16 protein-coding genes, 2 rRNA genes, 3 pseudogenes and 1 riboswitch are annotated in these 23792 nt (G+C 67.3%); of the genes and pseudogenes, 17 read left to right on the top strand and 4 right to left on the bottom strand.

Annotated features, from left to right (window positions below):
- Positions 1 to 67: 67 nt before the first annotated feature.
- The 12 genes and pseudogenes from BN1555_RS27940 (at position 68) to BN1555_RS27995 (ending at position 13604) form a co-directional block, all read left to right on the top strand.
- Positions 68 to 3191: ribosomal RNA gene (locus BN1555_RS27940) — 23S ribosomal RNA — on the top strand.
- Positions 3192 to 3266: 75 nt separating this feature from the next.
- Positions 3267 to 3383, top strand: a 5S ribosomal RNA gene (rrf, locus tag BN1555_RS27945).
- 142 nt (positions 3384 to 3525) lie between these two features.
- Positions 3526 to 4134 (top strand): cardiolipin synthase ClsA, encoded by a 609-nt coding sequence (locus BN1555_RS27950; protein ID WP_093801950.1) that lies wholly within the window; start codon positions 3526 to 3528, stop codon positions 4132 to 4134.
- Between the two features lie 118 nt (positions 4135 to 4252).
- Complete coding sequence (locus BN1555_RS27955) at positions 4253 to 6748, top strand: mannose-1-phosphate guanyltransferase (RefSeq protein ID WP_093801951.1); 2496 nt, start codon at positions 4253 to 4255, stop codon at positions 6746 to 6748.
- A 109-nt stretch (positions 6749 to 6857) separates the two neighbouring features.
- Positions 6858 to 7777, top strand: a pseudogene (locus tag BN1555_RS27960) (DUF881 domain-containing protein).
- Positions 7774 to 8106, top strand: a complete 333-nt coding sequence (locus tag BN1555_RS27965) for a small basic family protein (RefSeq protein ID WP_023543062.1) — start codon at positions 7774 to 7776, stop codon at positions 8104 to 8106. The pseudogene BN1555_RS27960 and the gene BN1555_RS27965 overlap by 4 nt, the downstream one beginning before the upstream one ends.
- Before the next feature lie 5 nt (positions 8107 to 8111).
- Complete coding sequence (locus BN1555_RS27970; protein WP_093801952.1) at positions 8112 to 8903, top strand: DUF881 domain-containing protein; 792 nt, start codon at positions 8112 to 8114, stop codon at positions 8901 to 8903.
- A gap of 82 nt (positions 8904 to 8985) precedes the next feature.
- Positions 8986 to 9948 (top strand): double zinc ribbon and FHA domain-containing protein, encoded by a 963-nt coding sequence (locus tag BN1555_RS27975; protein ID WP_093801953.1) that lies wholly within the window; start codon positions 8986 to 8988, stop codon positions 9946 to 9948.
- Between the two features lie 17 nt (positions 9949 to 9965).
- Positions 9966 to 10709 carry a transcriptional regulator FtsR gene (locus BN1555_RS27980; protein ID WP_093801954.1) on the top strand — a complete coding sequence of 248 codons (744 nt, stop codon included), beginning with the start codon at positions 9966 to 9968 and terminating at the stop codon, positions 10707 to 10709.
- A gap of 53 nt (positions 10710 to 10762) precedes the next feature.
- Positions 10763 to 11236 (top strand): bifunctional nuclease family protein, encoded by a 474-nt coding sequence (locus tag BN1555_RS27985; RefSeq protein WP_006123076.1) that lies wholly within the window; start codon positions 10763 to 10765, stop codon positions 11234 to 11236.
- Positions 11237 to 11403: 167 nt separating this feature from the next.
- Entirely contained in the window at positions 11404 to 12024 is a 621-nt protein-coding gene (locus BN1555_RS27990; RefSeq protein WP_093801955.1) for a MerR family transcriptional regulator, read from the top strand.
- A 68-nt stretch (positions 12025 to 12092) separates the two neighbouring features.
- Positions 12093 to 13604 (top strand): DNA polymerase IV, encoded by a 1512-nt coding sequence (locus tag BN1555_RS27995; RefSeq protein ID WP_093803689.1) that lies wholly within the window; start codon positions 12093 to 12095, stop codon positions 13602 to 13604.
- Positions 13605 to 13668: 64 nt separating this feature from the next.
- On the opposite strand, the pseudogene BN1555_RS41690 reads toward BN1555_RS27995, so the two are convergent.
- Positions 13669 to 13827: pseudogene (locus tag BN1555_RS41690) on the bottom strand (PRC-barrel domain-containing protein); the annotation flags it as partial.
- Between the two features lie 115 nt (positions 13828 to 13942).
- Positions 13943 to 14039: riboswitch (glycine riboswitch) on the top strand.
- A gap of 235 nt (positions 14040 to 14274) precedes the next feature.
- Here BN1555_RS41690 and gcvP point away from each other — a divergent pair.
- On the top strand, positions 14275 to 17160 hold the full coding sequence (gene gcvP, locus BN1555_RS28005) for an aminomethyl-transferring glycine dehydrogenase (protein ID WP_093801956.1): 2886 nt from the start codon (positions 14275 to 14277) through the stop codon (positions 17158 to 17160).
- A gap of 114 nt (positions 17161 to 17274) precedes the next feature.
- On the opposite strand, the gene BN1555_RS28010 is transcribed toward gcvP, so the two are convergent.
- Both BN1555_RS28010 and BN1555_RS28015 read right to left on the bottom strand, forming a co-directional pair.
- A complete protein-coding gene (locus tag BN1555_RS28010) occupies positions 17275 to 17472 on the bottom strand; it encodes a DUF5999 family protein (protein WP_304364471.1) in 198 nt (65 codons plus the stop codon).
- A 328-nt stretch (positions 17473 to 17800) separates the two neighbouring features.
- Positions 17801 to 18403, bottom strand: a complete 603-nt coding sequence (locus tag BN1555_RS28015) for a hypothetical protein (protein WP_093801958.1) — start codon at positions 18401 to 18403, stop codon at positions 17801 to 17803.
- Positions 18404 to 18899: 496 nt separating this feature from the next.
- Between BN1555_RS28015 and BN1555_RS28020 the strand changes: the two genes are divergently transcribed.
- Complete coding sequence (locus tag BN1555_RS28020; RefSeq protein ID WP_093801959.1) at positions 18900 to 20408, top strand: glutamate-cysteine ligase family protein; 1509 nt, start codon at positions 18900 to 18902, stop codon at positions 20406 to 20408.
- Between the two features lie 243 nt (positions 20409 to 20651).
- Positions 20652 to 21452: a CPBP family intramembrane glutamic endopeptidase gene (locus BN1555_RS28025; protein ID WP_093803690.1), complete on the top strand. Its 801-nt coding sequence runs from the start codon at positions 20652 to 20654 to the stop codon at positions 21450 to 21452.
- Positions 21453 to 21531: 79 nt separating this feature from the next.
- On the opposite strand, the pseudogene BN1555_RS28030 reads toward BN1555_RS28025, so the two are convergent.
- Positions 21532 to 22346: pseudogene (locus tag BN1555_RS28030) on the bottom strand (PhzF family phenazine biosynthesis protein).
- 138 nt (positions 22347 to 22484) lie between these two features.
- Between BN1555_RS28030 and BN1555_RS28035 the strand changes: the two are divergent.
- Both BN1555_RS28035 and BN1555_RS28040 read left to right on the top strand, forming a co-directional pair.
- Entirely contained in the window at positions 22485 to 23075 is a 591-nt protein-coding gene (locus tag BN1555_RS28035) for a PadR family transcriptional regulator (RefSeq protein ID WP_093801960.1), read from the top strand.
- Positions 23076 to 23244: 169 nt separating this feature from the next.
- Positions 23245 to 23775, top strand: a complete 531-nt coding sequence (locus BN1555_RS28040; RefSeq protein ID WP_176710149.1) for a Clp protease N-terminal domain-containing protein — start codon at positions 23245 to 23247, stop codon at positions 23773 to 23775.
- Positions 23776 to 23792 lie beyond the last annotated feature (17 nt).

The raw sequence follows: 23792 nt of genomic DNA on the forward strand, positions 1-23792 counted from the left end.
CTGTAAGGGTGGGGTGATGGGTGGCTGGTCGTTGCTTGAGAACTGCACAGTGGACGCGAGCATCTGTGGCCAAGTTTTTAAGGGCGCACGGTGGATGCCTTGGCACCAGGAACCGATGAAGGACGTGGGAGGCCACGATAGTCCCCGGGGAGCCGTCAACCAGGCTTTGATCCGGGGGTTTCCGAATGGGGAAACCCGGCAGTCGTCATGGGCTGTCACCCGTACCTGAACACATAGGGTGCGTGGAGGGAACGCGGGGAAGTGAAACATCTCAGTACCCGCAGGAAGAGAAAACAACCGTGATTCCGGGAGTAGTGGCGAGCGAAACCGGATGAGGCCAAACCGTATGCGTGTGATACCCGGCAGGGGTTGCGCATGCGGGGTTGTGGGATTGCACTTCAACAGTCTGCCGGCTGTTGGGCGAGTCAGAAACCGTTGGTGTAGGCGAAGGACATGCGAAAGGTCCGGCGTAGAGGGTAAGACCCCCGTAGCTGAAACATCAACGGCTTGCTTGTGCAACACCCAAGTAGCACGGGGCCCGAGAAATCCCGTGTGAATCTGGCGGGACCACCCGTTAAGCCTAAATATTCCCTGGTGACCGATAGCGGATAGTACCGTGAGGGAATGGTGAAAAGTACCGCGGGAGCGGAGTGAAATAGTACCTGAAACCGTGTGCCTACAAGCCGTGGGAGCGTCGCTGTATGTGCTTGCACATGCGGTCGTGACTGCGTGCCTTTTGAAGAATGAGCCTGCGAGTTAGCGGTGTGTAGCGAGGTTAACCCGTGTGGGGAAGCCGTAGCGAAAGCGAGTCCGAACAGGGCGGTTGAGTTGCACGCTCTAGACCCGAAGCGGAGTGATCTAGCCATGGGCAGGTTGAAGCGGAGGTAAGACTTCGTGGAGGACCGAACCCACCAGGGTTGAAAACCTGGGGATGACCTGTGGTTAGGGGTGAAAGGCCAATCAAACTCCGTGATAGCTGGTTCTCCCCGAAATGCATTTAGGTGCAGCGTCGTGTGTTTCTTGCCGGAGGTAGAGCACTGGATAGGCGATGGGCCCTACCGGGTTACTGACCTTAGCCAAACTCCGAATGCCGGTAAGTGAGAGCACGGCAGTGAGACTGTGGGGGATAAGCTCCATGGTCGAGAGGGAAACAGCCCAGAGCATCGACTAAGGCCCCTAAGCGTACGCTAAGTGGGAAAGGATGTGGAGTCGCAGAGACAACCAGGAGGTTGGCTTAGAAGCAGCCACCCTTGAAAGAGTGCGTAATAGCTCACTGGTCAAGTGATTCCGCGCCGACAATGTAGCGGGGCTCAAGCGTACCGCCGAAGTCGTGTCATTCCAGCATGAAGGGCCAACGCCCGCTGGGATGGGTAGGGGAGCGTCGTGTGCCGGGTGAAGCCGCGCCGGAAGGCAGTGGTGGACGGTACACGAGTGAGAATGCAGGCATGAGTAGCGATACACACGTGAGAAACGTGTGCGCCGATTGACTAAGGGTTCCTGGGTCAAGCTGATCTGCCCAGGGTAAGTCGGGACCTAAGGCGAGGCCGACAGGCGTAGTCGATGGACAACCGGTTGATATTCCGGTACCCGCTTTGAAACGCCCAGTATCGAATCCTCTGATGCTAAGGCCGTGAAGCCGTCCCGGAGCCTTCGGGCAAAGGGAAGTGGTGGAGCCGCCGGCCCAAGGTGGTAGTAGGTAAGCGATGGGGTGACGCAGGAAGGTAGTCCAGCCCGGGCGGTGGTTGTCCCGGGGTAAGGGTGTAGGCCGAGGGGTAGGCAAATCCGTCCCTCATCAAGGCTGAGACCTGATGCCGAGCCGATTGTGGTGAAGTGGATGATCCTATGCTGTCGAGAAAAGCCTCTAGCGAGTTTCATGGCGGCCCGTACCCTAAACCGACTCAGGTGGTCAGGTAGAGAATACCGAGGCGTTCGGGTGAACTATGGTTAAGGAACTCGGCAAAATGCCCCCGTAACTTCGGGAGAAGGGGGGCCATCACCGGTGACGAGTCTTGCACTCCGAGCTGGGGGTGGCCGCAGAGACCAGCGAGAAGCGACTGTTTACTAAAAACACAGGTCCGTGCGAAGCCGTAAGGCGATGTATACGGACTGACGCCTGCCCGGTGCTGGAACGTTAAGGGGACCGGTTAGTGACCTTTCAGGGTTGCGAAGCTGAGAACTTAAGCGCCAGTAAACGGCGGTGGTAACTATAACCATCCTAAGGTAGCGAAATTCCTTGTCGGGTAAGTTCCGACCTGCACGAATGGCGTAACGACTTCTCGACTGTCTCAACCATAGGCCCGGTGAAATTGCACTACGAGTAAAGATGCTCGTTTCGCGCAGAAGGACGGAAAGACCCCGGGACCTTTACTACAGTTTGATATTGGTGTTCGGTTCGGCTTGTGTAGGATAGGTGGGAGACTTTGAAGCATGCACGCCAGTGTGTGTGGAGTCAATCTTGAAATACCACTCTGGTCGTGCTGGATGTCTAACCTCGGTCCGTGATCCGGATCAGGGACAGTGTCTGATGGGTAGTTTAACTGGGGCGGTTGCCTCCTAAAGAGTAACGGAGGCGCCCAAAGGTTCCCTCAGCCTGGTTGGCAATCAGGTGTTGAGTGTAAGTGCACAAGGGAGCTTGACTGTGAGACCGACGGGTCGAGCAGGGACGAAAGTCGGGACTAGTGATCCGGCAGTGGCTTGTGGAAGCGCTGTCGCTCAACGGATAAAAGGTACCCCGGGGATAACAGGCTGATCTTCCCCAAGAGTCCATATCGACGGGATGGTTTGGCACCTCGATGTCGGCTCGTCGCATCCTGGGGCTGGAGTCGGTCCCAAGGGTTGGGCTGTTCGCCCATTAAAGCGGTACGCGAGCTGGGTTTAGAACGTCGTGAGACAGTTCGGTCCCTATCCTCTGCGCGCGTAGGAATATTGAGAAGGGCTGTCCCTAGTACGAGAGGACCGGGACGGACGAACCTCTGGTGTGCCAGTTGTCCTGCCAAGGGCATGGCTGGTTGGCTACGTTCGGAAAGGATAACCGCTGAAAGCATCTAAGCGGGAAGCCTGCTTCGAGATGAGTGTTCCCACCCCCTTCGAGGGGTTAAGGCTCCCAGTAGACGACTGGGTTGATAGGCCAGATGTGGAAGCCCGGCAACGGGTGGAGCTGACTGGTACTAATAGGCCGAGGGCTTGTCCTCAGTTGCTCGCGTCCACTGTGTTTGTTCTGAAGTAACGAACCGTGCCCATGTCCGGTTGGTTCAACTTCACAGTGTTTCGGTGGTCATAGCGTTAGGGAAACGCCCGGTTACATTCCGAACCCGGAAGCTAAGCCTTTCAGCGCCGATGGTACTGCAGGGGGGACCCTGTGGGAGAGTAGGACACCGCCGAACAATTCTTGTGGGAGAGCCCCGCACCTTCTGGTGCGGGGCCTTTCCGCGTTCCTGAACCGTCTGTACCCCTCCGCATCTGCCGGCTGTGGGTGCGGGTAAGGTCAGGGAGCATCATTGGCACGTTTCCACAGGAGGCCCCCGGGTGGAGGTCCAGGAGACCCGCGTTCAGACGGACCGGGTGCTCACCATCCCGAACATCCTCAGCATGGCTCGCCTCGTCGGCGTGCCGTTGTTTCTGTGGCTGATTCTCCTGCCCGTGTTCGGTGGGCCCAAGAGCGACGGCTGGGCATTGCTGGTGTTGATGCTCAGCGGTATCAGTGACTATCTCGACGGGAAGCTCGCCCGCCGCTGGAATCAGATCAGCAAGCTCGGGCGACTGCTCGACCCGGCTGCCGACCGGCTGTACATCCTTTCCACCCTGCTCGGCCTCACTTGGCGCGAAATCCTGCCACTGTGGCTCACCGCTGCCCTATTGGCCCGTGAGCTGATGCTTCTGGTGATGGTGGGCGTCCTTCGCAAGCACGGCTATCCGCCGCCACAGGTCAACTTCCTGGGGAAGGCCGCCACCTTCAACCTCATGTACGCGTTCCCGTTGCTGCTTCTCAGTGACGGAAACGGGTGGCTGCCGTCACTGGCTGCTATTTTCGGATGGGCGTTCGCCGGATGGGGTACAACCCTGTATTGGTGGGCAGGAATCCTCTACGTGGTTCAGGTCCGCCGACTGGTGAAGGCGGAGACCGCGGCTGATTGAGCCTGCCGATTACGGCGCAGCCCAAGTGCCTGATTGTCTGTGCATGATGCCTCTCGGGCAGCCCCGGCTGGGCGAAGTCGGCTAGACCGTCCGTCTCTTCGAGGAGGAATTTTCCGACATGAAGGCCGTCGTGATGGCTGGTGGCGAGGGCACTCGCCTTCGCCCCATGACCTCGAGCATGCCCAAGCCGCTCCTGCCGGTTGCCAATCGGCCGATCATGGAGCATGTGCTACGGCTGCTCAAGCGGCATGGGCTCAATGAGACCGTCGTGACCGTGCAGTTCCTGGCTTCGCTCGTCAAGAACTACTTCGGTGACGGCGAAGAGCTTGGTATGGAGCTCACCTATGCCAATGAGGAGAAGCCACTCGGCACTGCAGGCAGTGTGAAGAATGCCGAGGAAGCATTGAAGGACGATGCGTTCCTTGTCATTTCGGGTGATGCCCTCACCGACTTCGACCTCACCGACCTGATCAGATTCCACAAGGAGAAGGGCGCACTGGTCACGGTGTGCCTGACCCGGGTGCCGAACCCTCTGGAGTTCGGCATCACGATCGTGGACGAGGAAGGGAAGGTCGAACGGTTCCTGGAGAAGCCCACATGGGGGCAGGTCTTCTCGGACACCGTGAATACGGGCATTTATGTCATGGAGCCCGAGGTGTTCGACTACGTCGAGGCCGACGTCTCTGTCGACTGGTCGGGTGACGTCTTCCCTCAGCTGATGAAGGAGGGCAAGCCGGTCTACGGCTACGTCGCCGAGGGCTACTGGGAGGACGTGGGCACGCACGAGAGCTACGTCAAGGCCCAGGCCGATGTCCTGGAGGGCAAGGTCGATGTAGATCTCGACGGGTTCGAGATCTCTCCCGGAGTCTGGGTGGCGGAGGGTGCCGAAGTGCACCCGGACGCCGTGCTGCGGGGACCGCTCTACATCGGTGACTACGCCAAGGTCGAGGCCGGCGTGGAACTCCGGGAACACACGGTCGTGGGGTCCAATGTCGTCGTCAAGAGCGGGGCGTTCCTCCATCGGGCCGTCGTGCACGACAACGTCTACATCGGTCAGCACAGCAACCTGCGCGGCTGTGTGATCGGAAAGAACACCGACATCATGCGGGCCGCGCGGATCGAGGACGGCGCCGTCATCGGGGACGAGTGCCTCGTCGGTGAGGAATCGATTGTTCAGGGCAATGTGCGGGTCTACCCGTTCAAGACCATCGAGGCCGGCGCCTTCGTCAATACCTCGGTGATCTGGGAGTCGCGAGGGCAGGCACATCTCTTCGGAGCGCGCGGTGTCTCTGGCATCCTGAACGTGGAGATCACCCCCGAGCTGGCGGTGCGCCTCGCGGGGGCCTATGCCACCACGCTCAAGAAGGGCGCGACGGTCACCACCGCGCGTGACCACTCACGCGGTGCGCGTGCGCTGAAGCGGGCGGTGATCTCGGCGCTTCAGGCGAGCGCCATCGACGTACGCGATCTGGAGAATGTGCCGCTGCCGGTGGCGCGTCAGCAGACGGCGCGTGGCAGCGCCGGCGGAATCATGATCCGTACGACTCCGGGTGTGCCGGACTCCGTCGACATCATGTTCTTCGACGAGCGTGGCGCGGACCTGTCGCAGGCCGGACAGCGCAAGCTCGACCGGGTGTTTGCCCGGCAGGAGTACCGGCGGGCCTTTCCCGGTGAGATCGGGGACCTGCACTTCCCGGCCAGTGTCTTCGACTCCTATACCGGGTCGTTGTTGCGGAACCTGGATGTCACGGGTATCGCCGAATCGGGGCTCAAGGTCGTCGTCGACGCTTCCAACGGAAGTGCCGGTCTTGTGCTGCCGAGCTTGCTGGGACGGCTCGGGGTCGACGCGCTGACCATCAATCCCGGACTCGACGAGTCCAGGCCGACAGAGACAGCGGACTCTCGCCGTTCCGGCCTTGTGCGGCTCGGTGAGATCGTCGCTTCGGCGCGGGCCGCTTTCGGAGTGCGGTTCGACCCGGTGGGTGAGCGCTTGTCGCTCGTCGACGAGCGCGGACGGATCATCGAGGACGACCGGGCGCTTCTGGTGATGCTCGATCTGGTCGCAGCTGAACGTCGCAGTGGGCGGGTCGCGCTGCCCGTGACCACCACGAGGATCGCCGAACAGGTCGCGGCGTACCACGGAACGCAGGTGGACTGGACGACCACGTCACCGGACGACCTGACACGAGTGGGCCGTGAAGAGTCCACCATCTTCGGTGGCGACGGGCGTGGCGGCTTCATCGTTCCCGAGTTCAGCAGCGTCTTCGACGGCTCCGCCGCCTTCGTGCGGCTGATCGGGCTGGTGGCCCGAACCCAGCTCACGCTGAGCCAGATCGACGCGCGGATACCGCGAGCCCATGTGCTGCGACGGGACCTGGCCACCCCATGGGCGGTGAAGGGCCTCGTCATGCGCCGTGTGGTCGAAGCCGCGGGAGAGCGGTTCGTGGACACGACCGACGGTGTACGCGTGGTCGAGGCGGACGGCCGATGGGTGATGGTGCTGCCCGATCCGGCGGAGGCTGTCACTCATCTGTGGGCCGAGGGGCCTGATGACGATTCGGCCCAGGCGTTGCTCGACGAGTGGTCCGCGGTCGTGGACAGCGCAGGTCACTGAGGTGTGACCGGTGTGCCGGACGGGGTTGTCACACACCGTCCGGCACGCCGTCCGGCACACCGGTGGGGCCATTCGGCGGTAACAGCTCCGACGTGCGACGATGTGCGGCATGTCGCAGCAGTCCCCTGATCGGAGCAGCTCTCCTCCACCTCCGCGCCCCGACGCGTCCATGTCACTGCTGACGAATGTGATGGACCACAGCCTCGACGACGGATACGCGGAGGCGGCGGCCCGCAGGAGAGCCGACGGCAGCGCGGGCATGCCACGCACGCTGCGCGCGAAGCTCGGGCTGGCCGCAGGCCTGGTGCTGGCGGCGCTGGTCGTCACCGTTGGTGCCACACAGGCGCGGATCGCGGCACCGGTCGTCGCGAAGGAACGTGAAGAGCTCATCGACCGTGTCGAGGCGGAGACCTCCGCGGCCGACGAGCTGGAGCGGAACGTCGAAAAGCTCCGGGCCGATGTGGGAGAACGGCAGCGGAAGGCACTTCAGGAACACGGTGGTGACCAAGGCGGGCCGGTCACTCTGCTGTCCGGAGCGACGGCTCTGCAGGGCCCGGGCGTGAAGCTCGTCGTGGACGATGCCAAGGACACCGACCAGGGCGGCGGCGGTCCTCGGGGGAGCACGAGCTTCTCCGACACGGGCCGGCTGCGGGACCGGGACATGCAGAGGGTCGTCAATGGTCTGTGGTCCTCGGGCGCCGAGGCGGTGGCCATCAACGGGCAGCGACTGACCTCGCTGTCGGCGATCCGCGCCGCCGGCGACGCCATACTGGTCGACAACAGACCGCTGGTGCCTCCGTACACGGTGCTGGCGGTGGGGGACGGGCGGCGGTTGAGTACCGATTTCCAGAACAGTGCCGATGGTCAGTACCTGCATGTGCTGCAGGAGGACTACGGCATCAGGACAAGCATTTCCGCTCAGGACGAGGTCCGGCTTCCTGCCGCGCCGAGCCTGATCATACGTACAGCAGAGCCGCTGGCCGGGGCGCCGGGAAAGGCGTGGCCAACACAGGGAAGGGCACATCGTGATCGCCGTACTGGGCCTCGTCGTGGGAGTCGTGGTCGGACTGTTGGTCCGGCCCGAGGTGCCGGCGGTCGTCGAGCCGTACCTGCCGATCGCCGTCGTCGCGGCTCTCGACGCGGTCTTCGGTGGTCTGCGGGCCATGCTTGACGGAATTTTCGTCGACAAGGTCTTCGTGGTGTCCTTCCTGTCGAACGTCGTGGTGGCGGCGTTGATCGTGTTCCTGGGGGACAAGTTGGGCGTCGGCGCACAGCTGTCCACGGGTGTGGTCGTGGTGTTCGGCATCCGGATCTTCTCCAACGCGGCGGCGATTCGCCGTCACGTGTTCCGGGCGTGAGGCAGATGAGTACAGAAGACGGCCCCCAGCAGGGCGAAGAGGAAGTGCGGGCTCAGGAGCCGGTGGCGCAGCGGCCCTCGACAGGGCGTCAGCGATTGATCGCGGGTCTGTGGCCGCCGCGCGTCACGCGGGCGCAACTCGTCGTCGCGCTGCTGCTGTTCGTGCTCGGGCTCGGGCTCGCGATCCAGGTCAGGTCGAACAGCGACGACAGCGCGCTGCGGGGAGCGCGCCAGGAGGACCTGGTGCGCATCCTGGACGAACTGGACGATCGTACGCAGCGGCTCGAGGACGAGAAGCAGAAGCTCGACGACCAGAAGACGGAACTGGAGAACAGTTCGGACCAGGCGGAAGAGGCCCGCAAGCAGACGCTGGAGAAGGAACGTCAGCTCGGTGTACTGGCCGGCACGGTGGCGGCGCAGGGGCCCGGGATCACGCTGACGATCACGGACCCGCACTCCACGGTCGAGGCCGACATGCTGCTGGACGCGATCCAGGAACTGCGGGCGGCAGGCGCGGAAGCGATCCAGATCAATGACGTCAGGGTGGTCGCGGACACGTACTTCTCCGACAGCGACGGCGGCATCCAGGTGGACGGACGAAAGGTCGGCGCGCCGTACCGCTTCGAGGTGATCGGCAAGCCGCAGGACCTGGAACCCGCGCTCAACATCCCCGGCGGTGTGGTGCAGACGCTGGAGAAGGAGCAGGCCATCGCTACTGTCGCCCGCTCGGAGAAGATCGTCGTGGATGCCTTGCGACCGGCGAAGCGGCCTGACTACGCTCGGTCGTCACCGCGGTGAGGCGGGGGCGAATGGGAGTACCGGGACAAGGGCATGAGGTTGCGGGGGGTCGGCGCACCGAAGGCATGGTGCGTGGTGGAAACTGTTTGGTGGATACGGACGTTGTGAAGATGTCCGGTTCGGCAGGTGTGTTCATTCAGGGTTCGTCCTGCCCCACGGGCGGGTCTGTTTCAGTCAAGGGGAATCGCCCGTGAAGTTGTTTGCGAAGTTGTTCGGCAAGAGTGCACGCGAGGACAGTGCGAACAGCACCGCCCGCCACCGCGCTCCGCGTGGTGGAGAAGCTGACGAGCAGGGCGGTGAGCGCCCGCTCTTCCGGGACGAGGCCACTGGTCCAGGTGGTGACATTTCGGGCGGTCGGGGCGCGTCGGCTGTTGACCCCGCCGGTCCTGGCCGCATAGGTTTCGGGGAATCATCAGCCTCAAGTACGGGTGGAGAGTTTGCCCCCGATCCGTACGCATCCCATGCCCATGCCCATGCGGGGCAGCCGCGGCAGGAGGGTCCGCCCATGTCGGCCGTGCCGGTTTGTACGAGGTGCGGGCATCGCAATGCCGAGGCCAGCCGTTTCTGTTCCAACTGCGGAGCACCGTTGCGGCCCGGAGCCGCCGCCGAGCGTCCCTCGGAGACGACATCGACGATCTCCATTTCAGGGCTCGAGGCGTACGAGGCGGAAGTGACGGGGCAGACTGCTCTTCCCTCGCTCTCGCCCGAGGCCCAGGCGGCCGTCGACGCCCTTCCGCTGGGTGCGGCGCTGCTGGTGGTGCGACGCGGTCCGAATTCGGGCAGCCGCTTCCTCCTGGACGGTGAGCTGACCACGGCCGGCAGGCACCCGCAGAGCGACATCTTCCTCGACGACGTGACCGTCTCACGGCGTCATGTGGAGTTCCGTCGGGGTGCTGACGGCGGATTCACCGTCTCGGACGTCGGCAGTCTCAACGGCACCTACGTCAATCGCGAGCGGATCGACTCGGTTCCGCTGTCGAACGGCGACGAGGTGCAGATCGGTAAGTACCGGCTGGTCTTCTACGCGAGCCAGCGGGCCATCTGACCCGTACGGGAAGGTCCATGCTGCGAACACTGACGGGCGGTGCCGGAGACGGCACCGCCGCCGCAGGCGGTCGGCTGGTGAGCATCGGCACCGTGCTGAACCTGTTGCGCGACGAGTTTCCCGAGGTCACCATCTCCAAAATTCGTTTTCTGGAGACCGAGGGACTCGTCGAACCGCAGCGGACACCCTCCGGATACCGCAAATTCAGCCCGGACGACATCGAGCGGCTGGCCCAGGTGCTGCGTATGCAGCGCGACTACTATCTTCCGCTCAAGGTCATCCGCGAGCATCTCGAAGCGCTGGCACGCGGTGAGCAGGTGCAGCTTCCGTCTGCCGGCGGACCGCGTGACGTGCACGACGGCTCGCCGGAGGGCGAGGCCGACCGCCCGGCCACGGTGCGGATCGGCCGCGCGGAGTTCCTGGCCGCCGCCGAGGTCGGCGAGAAGGAACTCGAGGAGTGGGAGTCGTACGGCCTGATCTCACCCCTGCCGGATGGCGGGTACGACGCCGATGCCGTCACGGTGGCCCAGCTCGTCGCCGACCTGGGACGTTTCGGCCTGGAGCCGCGGCATCTGCGAGCGGTGAAAGCGGCGGCGGACCGGGAGGCCAGCCTGGTCGAGCAGGTCGTCGCTCCACTGCGCCGACACCGGAATCCGCAGACCAGAGCGCATGCGGAGGCCACGACCAAGGAGCTCGCGGAGCTGTCCGTCCGGCTCCATTCGGCCCTCATTCAGGCGGCTCTCGGCGTACGGCTGCACTGAGCACGGGGGAGCCCGACTACCCAAACCTGCCAGGCACGTCCTAGGGTTGCTGTGTGAACGAGCTCGACGTCGTAGGTGTCCGGGTGGAAATGCCCTCGAACCAACCGATCGTGCTCCTGCGCGAAGTGGGAGGCGATCGGTACCTCCCCATCTGGATCGGGCCGGGGGAGGCGACCGCGATCGCCTTTGCCCAGCAGGGGATGGCCCCTGCCAGGCCGCTGACCCATGATCTCTTCAAGGATGTACTCGAAGCGGTCGGCCAGGAGCTCACAGAAGTCCGCATCACCGACCTGCGGGAAGGAGTCTTCTACGCTGAACTGGTCTTTGCCAGTGGAGTCGAGGTCAGTGCGAGGCCTTCGGACGCCATAGCGCTGGCGCTGCGCACCGGAACGCCGATCTACGGCAGTGATGGCGTGCTGGACGACGCCGGTATCGCGATTCCCGACGAGCAGGAGGACGAGGTGGAGAAGTTCCGTGAGTTCCTCGACCAGATCTCTCCTGAGGACTTCGGGACCAACAGCCAGTGAGCCGTGCACCAGGGGCCGTCCGCGCATTCGAGTAGCCTTTCCCCGAAGTGGGGCACGGGAAACCACTCTCAGGGTGATTATCACTCGGCGTGCCGAGTGTGGCGATCGTTGACGCACCCCGGGTGACTGCCTACCGTCGACAGGGCAGGTCAAGGACGGAGGTCGGCGTGAGAAGCAGCGGCGACGGTACGGTGGCGGGCGGACCGTATCCGCTTCACGGCAGTGCGGTCGGCCCTCTGGCGGGGCGGCAGAGCGTGACGTCGGCCATGGGCGGGACAGCGGCGGCCGACAGCACGGAGAGCATCGGGTACCGGGGGCCGACCGCGTGCGCGGCGGCTGGGATCACGTACCGGCAGCTTGACTACTGGGCACGCACGGGGCTGGTCGAGCCGAGCGTGCGGCCCGCTTACGGGTCGGGTACGCAGCGTCTCTACAGCTTTCGCGACGTCGTCGTCCTCAAGATCGTCAAGCGGTTCCTGGACACCGGTGTCGCACTGCAGAACATTCGCGCCGCCGTCCAGCACCTGCGGGCCCGCGGGTTCCAGGACCTCGAGCGGATGACGCTCATGAGTGACGGTGCGACGGTGTACGAGTGCTCGTCGCCCGACGAGGTCGTCGAACTCCTCCAGGGCGGGCAGGGCGTGTTCGGAATCGCCGTGGGCGTGGTCTGGCGGGACGTGGAGAGTGCGCTGTCCCAGCTGCACGGCGAGCGCGTCGACACGGGCGAGACGCTGGTGGGCCACAACCCCACCGACGAGCTCGCCCGGCGCCGCAACAAGGCGGTCTGACGGGCGGTCCGGCCTCCTGCCGTGCTGCCGGCCGCCGATTGTCAGTGCCGTACGGCAGCATCGGTGGTGTGAGATCCGCGCCCACCATCCTGCATCTCGACATGGATGCCTTCTACGCCGCCGCAGAGCAGGCGGCGAAGCCGAGTCTGCGCGGAAAGCCGGTGGTGGTCGGCGGTATCGGAACCCGCGGGGTCGTCGCCACCGCCTCGTACGAAGCCAGGCGCTTCGGGGTGCACTCCGCGATGCCGGTGGCCCAGGCCCGTCGGCTGTGCCCGAACGCCGCCTATCTGATGCCGCGCTTCTCCCTCTACCGTGCCGTGAGCGAACAGGTCATGGAGCTCCTTGGCCGGCTCTCCCCGCTGGTGGAGCCGCTGAGTCTCGACGAGGCCTTCGTCGACCTGGAGGCGGGCGGGGTGGCCGACGACTCGGCCTCCGCCCGCAGGGCCGGAGAGCGGCTGCGGGCGGACATCCGGGCGGTCACGGGGCTGACGGGGTCAGTGGGGCTCGCGGGCTCCAAGATGCTCGCGAAGATCGCGTCGGAGCAGGCCAAGCCGGACGGCCTGACGCTCATAGAGCCGGGCACCGAACGCGAGCTGCTGGGGCCGATGCCCGTACGGACACTGCCGGGGGTCGGGCCTGCCACCGGGGAGCACCTTCGGCGGGCGGGGATGACGGCCGTCGTCGACCTGGTGGAAGCGGGCGAGGACGAGCTCGTACGGCTGCTGGGGAAGGCGCACGGGGTCTCGCTGTACCGGATGGCCGTCGGGCACGACGACCGGCCCGTGGTGGCCGAGCGGGACGCGAAATCGGTGTCGGTCGAGGACACCTTCGAGGTGGACCTGCATGACCGGGTCAGGATCAGGGCCGAAGTGGTCCGGCTGTCCGACCGGTGTGTGCAGCGGTTGCGGGCGGCCGGGCGGTCGGGCAGGACGGTGGTCCTCAAGGTGCGGAGGTACGACTTCTCGACGCTGACGCGTTCCGAGACGCTGCGTGGGCCGACGGACGATCCGGCAGTGGTGCGGGAGGCCGCAGGCCGGCTGCTGGAGTCCGTGGACACCACGGGCGGGGTGCGGCTGCTCGGGGTGGGGGTCACCGGGCTCGCCGACTTCACGCAGGAAGACCTTTTCGCCCAGGCGGCCGGTGAGCGGGCGCACGCGGAGTCGCAGTCGGCGGAAGAAGCCGTGGAGGCGGATCCGGGCGGCGGTGGGGTGCTGACGGCGCCGGTGCCCGAGGCGCCGCCGGAGCGCCGGTGGCTGGCCGGGCAGGACGTGCGGCACGCCGCGCACGGAGCGGGCTGGGTGCAGGGCAGCGGGGTCGGGAGGGTCACCGTGCGGTTCGAGGAGCCGACGTCGGCGCCCGGGCGGGTGCGGACCTTCAAGATGGACGATCCGGATCTGGTGCCGTCGGATCCGCTCCCGCTGGTGAGGGCGGCAGGGGATCAGGCGGGGTCGTCTCCGGCCAGCCGGCCGAAGTCCCGGTCGGGGCGGGGGAGGAGACGTCGAGTCCGTAGTGGTGGTAGAGCTGGAGTTCCTGCTCCGGGGAGAGGTGGCGGCCGACGCCGAAGTCCGGGGCGTCCTTGATCAGCGCGCGGTCGTAGGGAACGCGGAGGGAGTCGTTCACGACCGTGCTGGGTTCCAGGGGGACGAAGGCGTCGCGGCCGAAGAGGCCGGTGCGTACGGCTGCCCATTCGGGCACTCCCGTGGCGTCGTCGAGGTACACCTCGTCCACCGTTCCGATCTTGTTGCCATTGCGGTCGAACGCCTTGCGGCCGATCAGACTGCGCGGATCGATGTCGGTCTGCACGGTCCCTCCAACTGATCGCAGCTGCTCCGTAAGACCCTACGAAAGTGCACAACTGTGGACTCGGCCACTCGAGGGATCCGCGACGGGGCTCGCTGGTAGGCTGGCAAATGGCTGCTGACCCCGTGCGGGAGAGTCTCCGGCGAACATGCCGGGGACGCCGAAGGAGCAAATCCTCCCCGGAATCTCTCAGGCCCCCGTACCGCACGGACGAGGTCACTCTGGAAAGCAGGACGGGCGTCGGACGGGCAAGTGCTGGAGAAGAGCACAGCACCTGTTGCGGCTCCCTTCCTCACCGACGGTGAAAGCCGGAACGACCCTCGGCGTCAGCGACGTCCGTACGGTCTTCCGGTGAAGCTCTCAGGTTGAGATGACAGAGGGGGAGGCCGTCCGGGTACCCGTGCCGTGGTGCCCCTCGCAGGTCGCGTCAGACCAGGAGGCCTTCCGCAGATGACCGCAAACCGCATTCCGCTCTCACAGCTTGAGCGTGGCATCCCCTTCGAGCAGCGCCACATCGGGCCCGATGCCGAAGCTCAGGCCAAGATGCTCGCCCAGGTCGGTTACGGCTCGCTCGACGAGCTGACCGCGGCCGCGGTGCCGGACGTCATCAAGAGCGCCGAGGCGCTCGGGCTGCCCGACGCCCGCACCGAGGCCGAGGTCCTGGCCGAGCTGCGTACGCTCGCGGACCGCAACCAGGTGCTCGCCCCGATGATCGGGCTCGGCTACTACGGCACCTTCACGCCGCCGGTGATCCTGCGCAACGTCATGGAGAACCCGGCCTGGTACACGGCGTACACGCCCTACCAGCCGGAGATCTCGCAGGGCCGGCTGGAGGCGCTGCTCAACTTCCAGACGATGGTCGCCGACCTGACCGGCCTGCCGACCTCGGGCGCCTCGCTGCTCGACGAGGGCACCGCGGCCGCCGAGGCCATGGCGCTCTCGCGCCGCGTCGGCAAGGTCAGGAACGGCGTCTTCCTGATCGACTCCGACACGCTGCCGCAGACCGTGGCCGTCATCCGGACACGTGCGGAGCCGACCGGTGTCGACGTCGTCGTCGCTGATCTGTCCGGAGGCATTCCGGCCGAGGCCGCCGAGCGCGGTGTCTTCGGTGTGCTGCTTCAGTACCCGGGCGCCTCGGGCGCCGTACGGGACCTCAAGCCCGTCATCGAACAGGCGCACGAGCTCGGTGCGATCGTCACCGTCGCCGCCGACCTACTGGCGCTGACGCTGCTGGCCTCGCCCGGCGAGCTCGGCGCGGACATCGCGGTGGGCACCACCCAGCGCTTCGGTGTGCCGATGGGCTTCGGCGGCCCGCACGCCGGGTTCATGGCCGTACGCGAGAAGTTCGCGCGCAGCCTGCCGGGGCGGCTCGTGGGTGTCTCCGTCGACGCCGACGGCAACAAGGCGTACCGGCTGGCGCTCCAGACGCGTGAGCAGCACATCCGCCGGGAGAAGGCCACCAGCAACATCTGCACCGCGCAGGTGCTGCTCGCGGTCATGGCCGGGATGTACGCCGTCTACCACGGCCCCGACGGGCTGCGCGGCATCGCGCGCCGCACGCACCGCTACGCGACGCTGCTCGCCGAGGGCCTGCGGGCCGGCGGGGTCGAGGTCGTGCACGGCTCGTACTTCGACACGCTGACCGCGCGGGTCCCGGGCCGGGCGGCCGACGTCGTCGCCGCGGCCCGTGAAGGCGGGGTCAACCTGTACCTGGCCGACGCCGACCACGTCTCCATGGCCTGTGACGAGACGACGGGCCGCGCGCAGATCGCCGCGGTCTGGGCGGCCTTCGGGGTCGACGCCGACATCGAGGCGCTCGACGCGCAGGCGGCCGACGCGCTGCCCGAGGGGCTGCTGCGGACCGACGAGGTCCTCACGCACCCCGTCTTCCACCAGCACCGCTCCGAGACCGCGATGCTGCGCTACCTGCGTAAGCTCGCCGACCGCGACTACGCGCTCGACCGCGGCATGATCCCGCTCGGCTCCTGCACGATGAAGCTGAACGCGACCACCGAGATGGAGCCGGTCACCTGGCCCGAGTTCGGGGCGGTCCACCCCTTCGCGCCGGTCGAGCAGGCGCAGGGGTACCTGACGCTCATCCGGGAGCTCGAGGAGCGGCTGGCCGAGGTCACCGGGTACGACGCGGTGTCGATCCAGCCGAACGCCGGTTCGCAGGGCGAGCTCGCGGGCCTGCTGGCGGTACGGGCGTACCACCGGGCCAACGGCGACGACCAGCGCACGGTGTGCCTGATCCCGTCGTCCGCGCACGGGACCAACGCGGCGAGCGCGGTCATGGCCGGCATGAAGGTCGTCGTCGTCAAGACCCGTGAGGACGGCGAGGTCGACGTCGAGGACCTGCACGCCAGGATCGAGCAGTACCGCGACGAGCTGTCGGTGCTGATGATCACCTACCCGTCCACGCACGGGGTGTTCGAGGAGCATGTCGCCGACATCTGCGCGACGGTGCACGAGGCCGGCGGCCAGGTCTACGTCGACGGCGCCAACCTCAACGCGCTGGTCGGGCTCGCCAAGCCGGGCAAGTTCGGCGGCGACGTCTCGCACCTGAACCTGCACAAGACCTTCTGCATCCCGCACGGCGGCGGCGGCCCCGGCGTCGGTCCGGTCGGTGTCCGGGCCCACCTGGCGCCGTACCTGCCGAACCACCCGCTCCAGCCGACGGCCGGTCCGGAGACGGGCGTGGGGCCCATCTCGGCCGCCCCGTGGGGCTCGGCGGGTATCCTGCCGATCTCGTGGGCGTACGTCCGCCTGATGGGCGGCGAGGGGCTCAAGCGCGCCACGCAGGTCGCCGTGCTCGCGGCGAACTACATCGCCAAGCGGCTGGAGCCGCACTACCCCGTGCTCTACACCGGTCCCAACGGGCTGGTGGCGCACGAGGCCATCGTCGACCTGCGGCCGCTGTCGAAGGCGACGGGCGTCAGTGTCGACGACATCGCCAAGCGCCTCATCGACTACGGCTTCCACGCGCCGACCATGTCGTTCCCGGTGGCGGGGACGCTGATGATCGAGCCGACCGAGAGCGAGGACCTGGCGGAGATCGACCGGTTCTGCGACACGATGATCGCCATTCGCGCGGAGATCGAGAAGGTCGCGTCGGGCGAGTGGCCCGCGGACGACAACCCGCTGCGCAACGCGCCGCACACGGCGGCCGCGCTGGGCGGCGAGTGGGAGCACGCCTACAGCCGCGAGGTGGCGGTCTTCCCGGCCGGGGTGTCGGCCTCGGACAAGTACTGGCCGCCGGTGCGCCGGATCGACGGCGCGTTCGGTGACCGCAACCTCGTCTGCTCGTGCCCGCCGCTGGACGCGTACGACAACTGACGGACGCGGTAACGGCGCAGGGGCGCGGACATGCGCCGGGGCCGGTTCGGAGATTCCTCCGGGCCGGCCCCTCGTCGTATCACCGTACGGCCGTGATCCGGCGTACGGGCCGGGCTACGCGGCCCTGACGACGTCCAGTGGGCGGTGCGGGGCGATGATCTGGCCGTCCGGCAGCAGCTCACCGGTGTCCTCGAAGACGAGAACTCCGTTGCACAGCAGGCTCCAGCCCTGCTCCGGATGGTGCGCCACGAGACGGGCGGCTTCCCGATCGGCGGATTCGGCGGTCGGGCAGGCTGGCTGGTGCTGGCACATGGAAGGGTTCTTTCGCTGTGTTGTGATGAGTGTCCTGCGGCTCGATGCGGTGCTCATGGCCGCCCCCCGTATCAGTCGGTCCGGTCCCAGTGTTGCCCTACGGGCGTCGATCCGCAGGGATTTCACGGCAGCTCTCCTTACTGATTAATGACGCATCACCCGTGCGGGCGGTTCAGCTCAACCGGGGCGTATCTTCGGGTGGTTCGGGGTGGCCGGTACGGGCTAGTCCGGATGGGCCAGCACTGTGCCCCGTGCCGGGGCGGGCACGGGGCACAGTGGAGGTGGAAGGCGTCGTGAGGAGCTCGCGGGGGCCGGTGTGGTGCTGTCGTCAGGCGGACTGGCTGAGGAGCGGGGCGTCCGCCGGCGGCGTGAGCCGGTGGGTCAGCAGCGGCAGCAGGTCGGCGACCCGGTGCGGGCGGTGCGAGGCGATGCCGGGCGGCGCGGGCGCCAGGGGCACGAGCAGGTCCGCCGGCAACGGCATCGCGTCGGAGGCGTCGGTGTGTGCTTCAGGGCCGTCGTGCAGCCACAGGGTGAGCATGTAGAGCTCCGGCACGGACAGCAGGCGGGGCTGGTAGCGCGTCGTCATCGTCTCGGCCTGACGCAGCGCGCGCTCGCTGGAGGCGATGTACGGGCCCTCGCAGAAATGGGAGAAGGCCCACCCGTCGGGGGTGAGCATGCTGTCGGCGGCGGCCACCGTGCGGTCGCCGCTGCGGATCAGGAACCGCCAGCCGGTCAGCCGGGTGCGCAGCGGCATGCCGGAGGGAATGATCCCGTCCAGGACGTGGACGGGAAGAGGGAACTCGGGGCTCAGGGGTCCCTGGGCCGTACGGAGGGCCGCAGGACGGGCCTCCCGGACGGTGGTGGGGGAACCGAGTGCCGCGAGGACGCTGCGCAGGGCGGGCGCGGGAGCCGAGGGGACAAGCAGCGGCATGGTGGGTCGCCTCTCACTTGGGAGACACGGTGATGCGTGGGCAGTGCGGACGGCGCTGTCTGCGTGTGATGCGGGTGCGGGGTCAGAGGGGGGCCGTGGGGCGATGGCCGGGGCGCCAACTCTCTGCCTCGTCTGCGGAGTTTATACGAGACGTGTTCACATGGTGTTTCAGCTAGCGGTCCTCGTTATTGCAGGCAAGGCCGTATCCAGACCTTTTCCTGGGGAAAATCTACCCATTCAGCGGGAGCGCAGGCCTGTGGCCTGGAAAGTTCCGGCAGAAGCGGTAGGCCGGAAAACATCGGATTTTTTCACCGGCAGTGGAGGGCTGGTATCTGCTTTCTGCCGCATGCCGAGTGAATGTGCCGCTAGGCTTCTCCGCCGAGAGTACCCGGTCCTCGGCAGCCGCGGGACGTTACGGATCAGCATGTCTGGGCATCATCGATCGTGACATGAATGCCCGATGCTGTGAGCCGCCCACTCGAGGAGGGGTACTTCGATGGGGGAGAAGGTCGTAGCAGGCGGGTTCGACCTGTCGGACCGGCAGCGGTACCGGAGGAAACTCCAGCAGTGCCTGGAGGGGCTGGGGCGGCTGCTGGCGGAGAAGCGCTTCGACCGCCCCAGGAACCTCATGGGGCTGGAGATCGAGCTCAATCTCGCCGGGGCCGACGGGATGCCAGCGATGGTGAACACGGAGGTCCTCGACCGGATCGCCAGCAGTGATTTCCAGACCGAACTCGGAATGTTCAATCTGGAAGTGAATATTGTTCCGCACCGGCTGGGAGGGCACGTCTTCGATCAGCTGGCAGAGGAGTTGCGCACCAGCCTGGGGTATGCCGACAGAAAAGCGCGAGAGGTCGCCGCGGGCATTGTGATGATCGGAATTCTGCCGACACTCGGGCGTCATGATCTGGTTTCGGCGAACCTCTCCGACATCGACCGCTACCAGCTGCTCAATGATCAGATCGTCGCCGCGCGGGGCGAGGACTTCACGCTCGATATCGCCGGCGTGGAGCGTTTGACCTGTACCTTCGCCTCCATTACGCCCGAAGCGGCCTGCACCTCCGTGCAGTTGCACCTCCAGGTCACGCCGAACCGGTTCGCGGACGTGTGGAACGCGGCCCAGGCGGTCGCGGCGGTGCAGATAGCCGTGGGCGCCAACTCGCCGTTCCTCTTCGGGCGCGAGCTGTGGCGCGAGTCGCGGCCGCCCCTCTTCCAGCAGGCCACCGACACCCGCCCGCCGGAGCTGGAGGCCCAGGGCGTACGGCCCAGGACGTGGTTCGGCGAGCGGTGGGTGGATTCGGCGTACGAGCTCTTCGAGGAGAACGTGCGCTACTTCCCGGCCCTCCTGCCGATATGCGACGACGAGGACCCGCTCCTGGTGCTCGACGAAGGCGGGGTGCCGCGGCTTCAGGAGCTGGTGCTGCACAACGGAACGGTCTACCGCTGGAACCGGCCCGTGTACGGGCTGGCCGACGGCGTACCGCATCTGCGGGTCGAGAACAGGGTGCTGCCCGCGGGGCCGACGGTGACCGATGTGATCGCCAACGCGGCCTTCTACTACGGGTTGGTCCGGGCTCTCGCCGAGGACGCGCGGCCGGTGTGGAAGCGGCTTCCCTTCGAGACCGCGGAGGAGAACTTCGACGCGGCCTGCCGCCACGGCATCGACGCGGAGATCGTCTGGCCGAAGCCGGGGCGTGCGAACGGGACCGCGCGGGTGCCGGCCGTCAGGCTCGTACGGGAGGAGCTGCTGCCGCTGGCCGCGGCCGGGCTCGACGCCTGGGGCATCGAGCCCGCGGACCGCGACTACTACCTCGGCATCATCGAGCAGCGGTGCAGGCGACGCGTGAACGGCGCTTCCTGGCAGGTGGACACGTACCACCGCGCCCTGGAGGCCGGCCTGGAGCGCGAAGCCGCGCTGGCCGCCACGACCCGCCGCTACAGCGAGCTGATGCACCGGGGCGATCCGGTGCACACCTGGCCGGCGGGATTCCCGGGACGGGCCTGAGGGGCTGCCCGGCCGCCCCGGCCCGCCTCATCGCCGGCCGGGTGCCGGGTGGGTTGTCGCCGCCGCCCGGGGCGCGCCGGGCGGCGGTACGGGGCCGGGTCCTGGACCTGGTGCCGTCCGCCGCCGCGTCGTCGGGCAAGCTGTGACGTCCCAGGGCCTGTCACGCGCGGTCTCCGTGCCCGCGTCCGAGGCTCTGGCGGGCGGAGCCGGTGATGCGGCGGGATGGCCGAACTGGAGGCTGGTGTGCAGGCAGGGGCGGGGCGGGTGGCCGGTTCTCATCCCGGGCAGGGGGTGACGCCGCGGATCCTCCGTACCGAGGTTCTGGTCGTTCTCGCGCTCTCGCTGGGCGCGAGCGCGGTGTCGTCCCTGATCAGTTTTGTCGGAGCGCTCACGAAACCGGGCGGGCTCAAGGACCAGGCGGCGCAGCTCAACGGGTCGTACACACCGGGGCGGCCGTGGCTGGACCTCGCCTGGCAGCTGTTCGGGATCACGTCGGCGCTGGTGCCCGTGGCGCTGGTCGCGTACCTGCTGATGCGGGAGGGCGCGGGGCTGCGCGTGATCGGGTTCGACCGTACGCGGCCGTGGCCGGACCTGGGGCGGGGTGTGCTGGTCGCGGCGGGCATCGGCAGCGCGGGGCTCGCCTTCTACCTGGCCGCCACCGAGTCGGGGTTCAACCTCACGGTGGTGCCGGAGTCGCTGCCCTCGGTGTGGTGGAAGTTTCCCGTGCTGATCCTGTCCGCGATGCAGAACTCCGTGCTGGAGGAAGTCGTCGTCGTCGGATATCTGCTGCGCAGGCTCGATCAGCTGGGGTGGTCGCCGGTGGCGGCTCTGGCGGCGAGTTCGGTGCTGCGCGGCTCGTACCACCTGTATCAGGGGGTCGGCGGTTTCATCGGCAACGTGGTGATGGGCGCGGTCTTCGTGCTGCTGTACCGGCGCTGGGGGCGGGTCGGACCGCTGGTCGTGGCTCACACGCTGCTCGATGTCGGGGCCTTCGTCGGGTACGCGCTGCTGGCGGGCAGAGTGGGATGGCTGCCGACTGCTTGAGGACGTGAGGAGGGGGGCGTACCGGGTTTCCGTTCCGTACGGGAAGTTCCGGGGCGCCCCCTCCGGGCTGCCGGCGCTGTCAGGCGAGCAGCTCGCCGTCGACGACGGTGACGGCCCCGCCGGTCAGCAGGGTGCGGTCGCCGCGCAGTGACGTGGCGACCAGGCCGGCGCGGGCGGAGGCCTGGAGGCCGGTCAGCTCGTCGCGGCCGAGGCGGGCCGACCAGAACGGGGCGAGGGCCGTGTGCGCGCTGCCGGTCACCGGGTCCTCGTCGATGCCGACCCGGGGAAGAAGCAGCGCGAGACGAAGTCGTAGCCGCGGGAGGGGTCTTCGGCGGCGGCCGTGGCGATGATGCCGCGCCTGGAGCGGGCCGCGAGGGCGGCGAAGTCGGGTGCGAGCGCCCGTACGGCCGACTCGTCGGCCAGCTCGACCAGCAGGTCGCCGATGTGCGGCCCGGTGTCGTGGGCCGAGAGGACCTCGGCGCCCAGAGCCTTGCTCACACCGTCGGGGACGGGCGTCCCGGTGAGCGGCGCGGTCGGGAAGTCGAGGGTGTAGGCGCCGCTCTCCCGCACGGTGGTGGTCAGGATGCCGCAGCGTGCCGAGAAGCGAACGGTGCCGGTCGCGGCGCCCGTGGTGTGCAGGACGTGGGCGGTGGCCAGGGTGGCGTGGCCGCACATGTCCACCTCGGTGGCGGGGGTGAACCAGCGCAGCGCCCAGTCGGCGTCGCCGCCTGCGGGGAGCGGGTGGGCGAAGGCGGTCTCGGGATGGTTCACCTCGGCCGCCACCCGCTGGAGCCAGGCGTCGTCGGGGAAGCCGCCGGAGTCCAGCAGCAGGACTCCGGCCGGATTTCCGGCGAAGGGACGGTCGGTGAAGGCGTCGACGATTCGAATCCGCATGGTCATGAACGTAGCGGCGGGGCAAAGCCGCAGGCCAAGTCCAATTTCGTACGAATGGCTTTTTGACGCTCGACGGAAGAGTCCTTCCGATATATCGTTGAAGTATCGCGACAGGTCACCGATGGAAGGAGCGCGGCGATGCGTTCGCATGGACACGGACATGGGGACTGCGGGCCCGGTCATCGCGGCCGGGGCGACTTCGAGGGGCGGCGCGCGGCGTTCGGTCCCTTCGGGCCGCCGTTCGGCGGGCCGTGGGGCGGCGGACGCGGCCGGGGCGGACCCCGGGGCCGGGCGCGGCGCGGCGACGTACGCGCGTCGATCCTGGCGCTGCTGGCGGACCGGCCCATGCACGGCTACGAGATGATCCAGGAGATCGGCGAGCGCAGCGGCGGGGCCTGGCGGCCGAGCCCCGGCTCGGTCTACCCGACGCTCCAGCTGCTCGAGGACGAAGGGCTGATCGTCAGCGAGAGTGAGGGCGGCAAGAAGCTGTTCACCCTCACCGACGCGGGGCGCACCGAGGCGGAGGCCGGGCCGCGGGCTCCGTGGGAGGAAGCGGGGCGCGGCGTCGACTGGGAGAACGTGAACGAGATCCGGCAGGCCGGGTTCGGGCTGATGGAGGCGTTCGGCCAGGTCTGGAAGACCGGATCGGCCGAGCAGCGGCAGAAGGCTCTCGCCGTCATCAACGAGTCCCGCAAGAAGCTCTACCTGATCCTTGCCGACGAGGACTGAGGGGACGGGGACCCCGGCGCCCCGCATCGGGTTGTCCGGGTTTCCCTGTTCTCATCCGTTCTCATCCGTAAGGAGGAGGGCTCGCAGGGGGTTGCCCACCTTCTGTCGGATGTGCAAATGCTCCCCGCCGAGGATGCCGCCGACGGCGGCGGCTGATGAGGTGGGAGGTGTGCAAAGTCGTACCCCACGGGTTCCTCGGGAGTCCGCCCCCTCCTGTGCAGACATCGAAGCCGGGCTCACCGCGGAGCTCGCCTCGGTGGTCGCGGGTGCGCGCAGGCGGGCGCTGCGGGACGGCGACCGGCAGATCGACACCGCGCATCTGCTGCACTCGGTGATCGAGACCGACCCGGATGTCAGGGCCGCGTTCGACGGCGGCCCGCAGGTCGCCAGGGTGCTCGGTTACCTCGTGCAGCGCAGCATCGGTTACGGGCTGCGCTGGCAGGGAGCGGTGGAGGACTCCGGCGCGGTGCCCGTGGCGGGGGGCGCCGGCGTGGCGGGCTGGTCGCCCGCCGCCGTCGCGGCCATGGAGGGGGCGCTGGGACGTGCCGCGGCGCGCGGCGACCGGCGCGCCTGCGGCCTCGACCTGCTCGCCGTGCTCGCCGCGGAGCCCGGCTGCCGCGCGGTCGAAGTGCTCCGGCGGGCCGGTGTCGACACGGAGCTGCTGGCGGAGCGCCTCCACGGAGGATCTCGACAGGTGTGACCGGGATGAGGCTCCTG

Source organism: Streptomyces sp. Wb2n-11, assembly GCF_001049855.1.
GTDB classification, from domain to species: domain Bacteria; phylum Actinomycetota; class Actinomycetes; order Streptomycetales; family Streptomycetaceae; genus Streptomyces; species Streptomyces altiplanensis.

Coding starts and splice junctions, on each gene's coding strand:
- gcvP (WP_093801956.1), top strand. CDS start 14,275: ATGACCGCAAACCGCATTCCGCTCTCACAGCTTGAGCGTGGCATCCCC.
- BN1555_RS28010 (WP_304364471.1), bottom strand. CDS start 17,472: ATGTGCCAGCACCAGCCAGCCTGCCCGACCGCCGAATCCGCCGATCGG.
- BN1555_RS27980 (WP_093801954.1), top strand. CDS start 9,966: ATGCTGCGAACACTGACGGGCGGTGCCGGAGACGGCACCGCCGCCGCA.
- BN1555_RS28035 (WP_093801960.1), top strand. CDS start 22,485: ATGCGTTCGCATGGACACGGACATGGGGACTGCGGGCCCGGTCATCGC.
- BN1555_RS27970 (WP_093801952.1), top strand. CDS start 8,112: ATGAGTACAGAAGACGGCCCCCAGCAGGGCGAAGAGGAAGTGCGGGCT.
- BN1555_RS28020 (WP_093801959.1), top strand. CDS start 18,900: ATGGGGGAGAAGGTCGTAGCAGGCGGGTTCGACCTGTCGGACCGGCAG.
- BN1555_RS28015 (WP_093801958.1), bottom strand. CDS start 18,403: ATGCCGCTGCTTGTCCCCTCGGCTCCCGCGCCCGCCCTGCGCAGCGTC.
- BN1555_RS27955 (WP_093801951.1), top strand. CDS start 4,253: ATGAAGGCCGTCGTGATGGCTGGTGGCGAGGGCACTCGCCTTCGCCCC.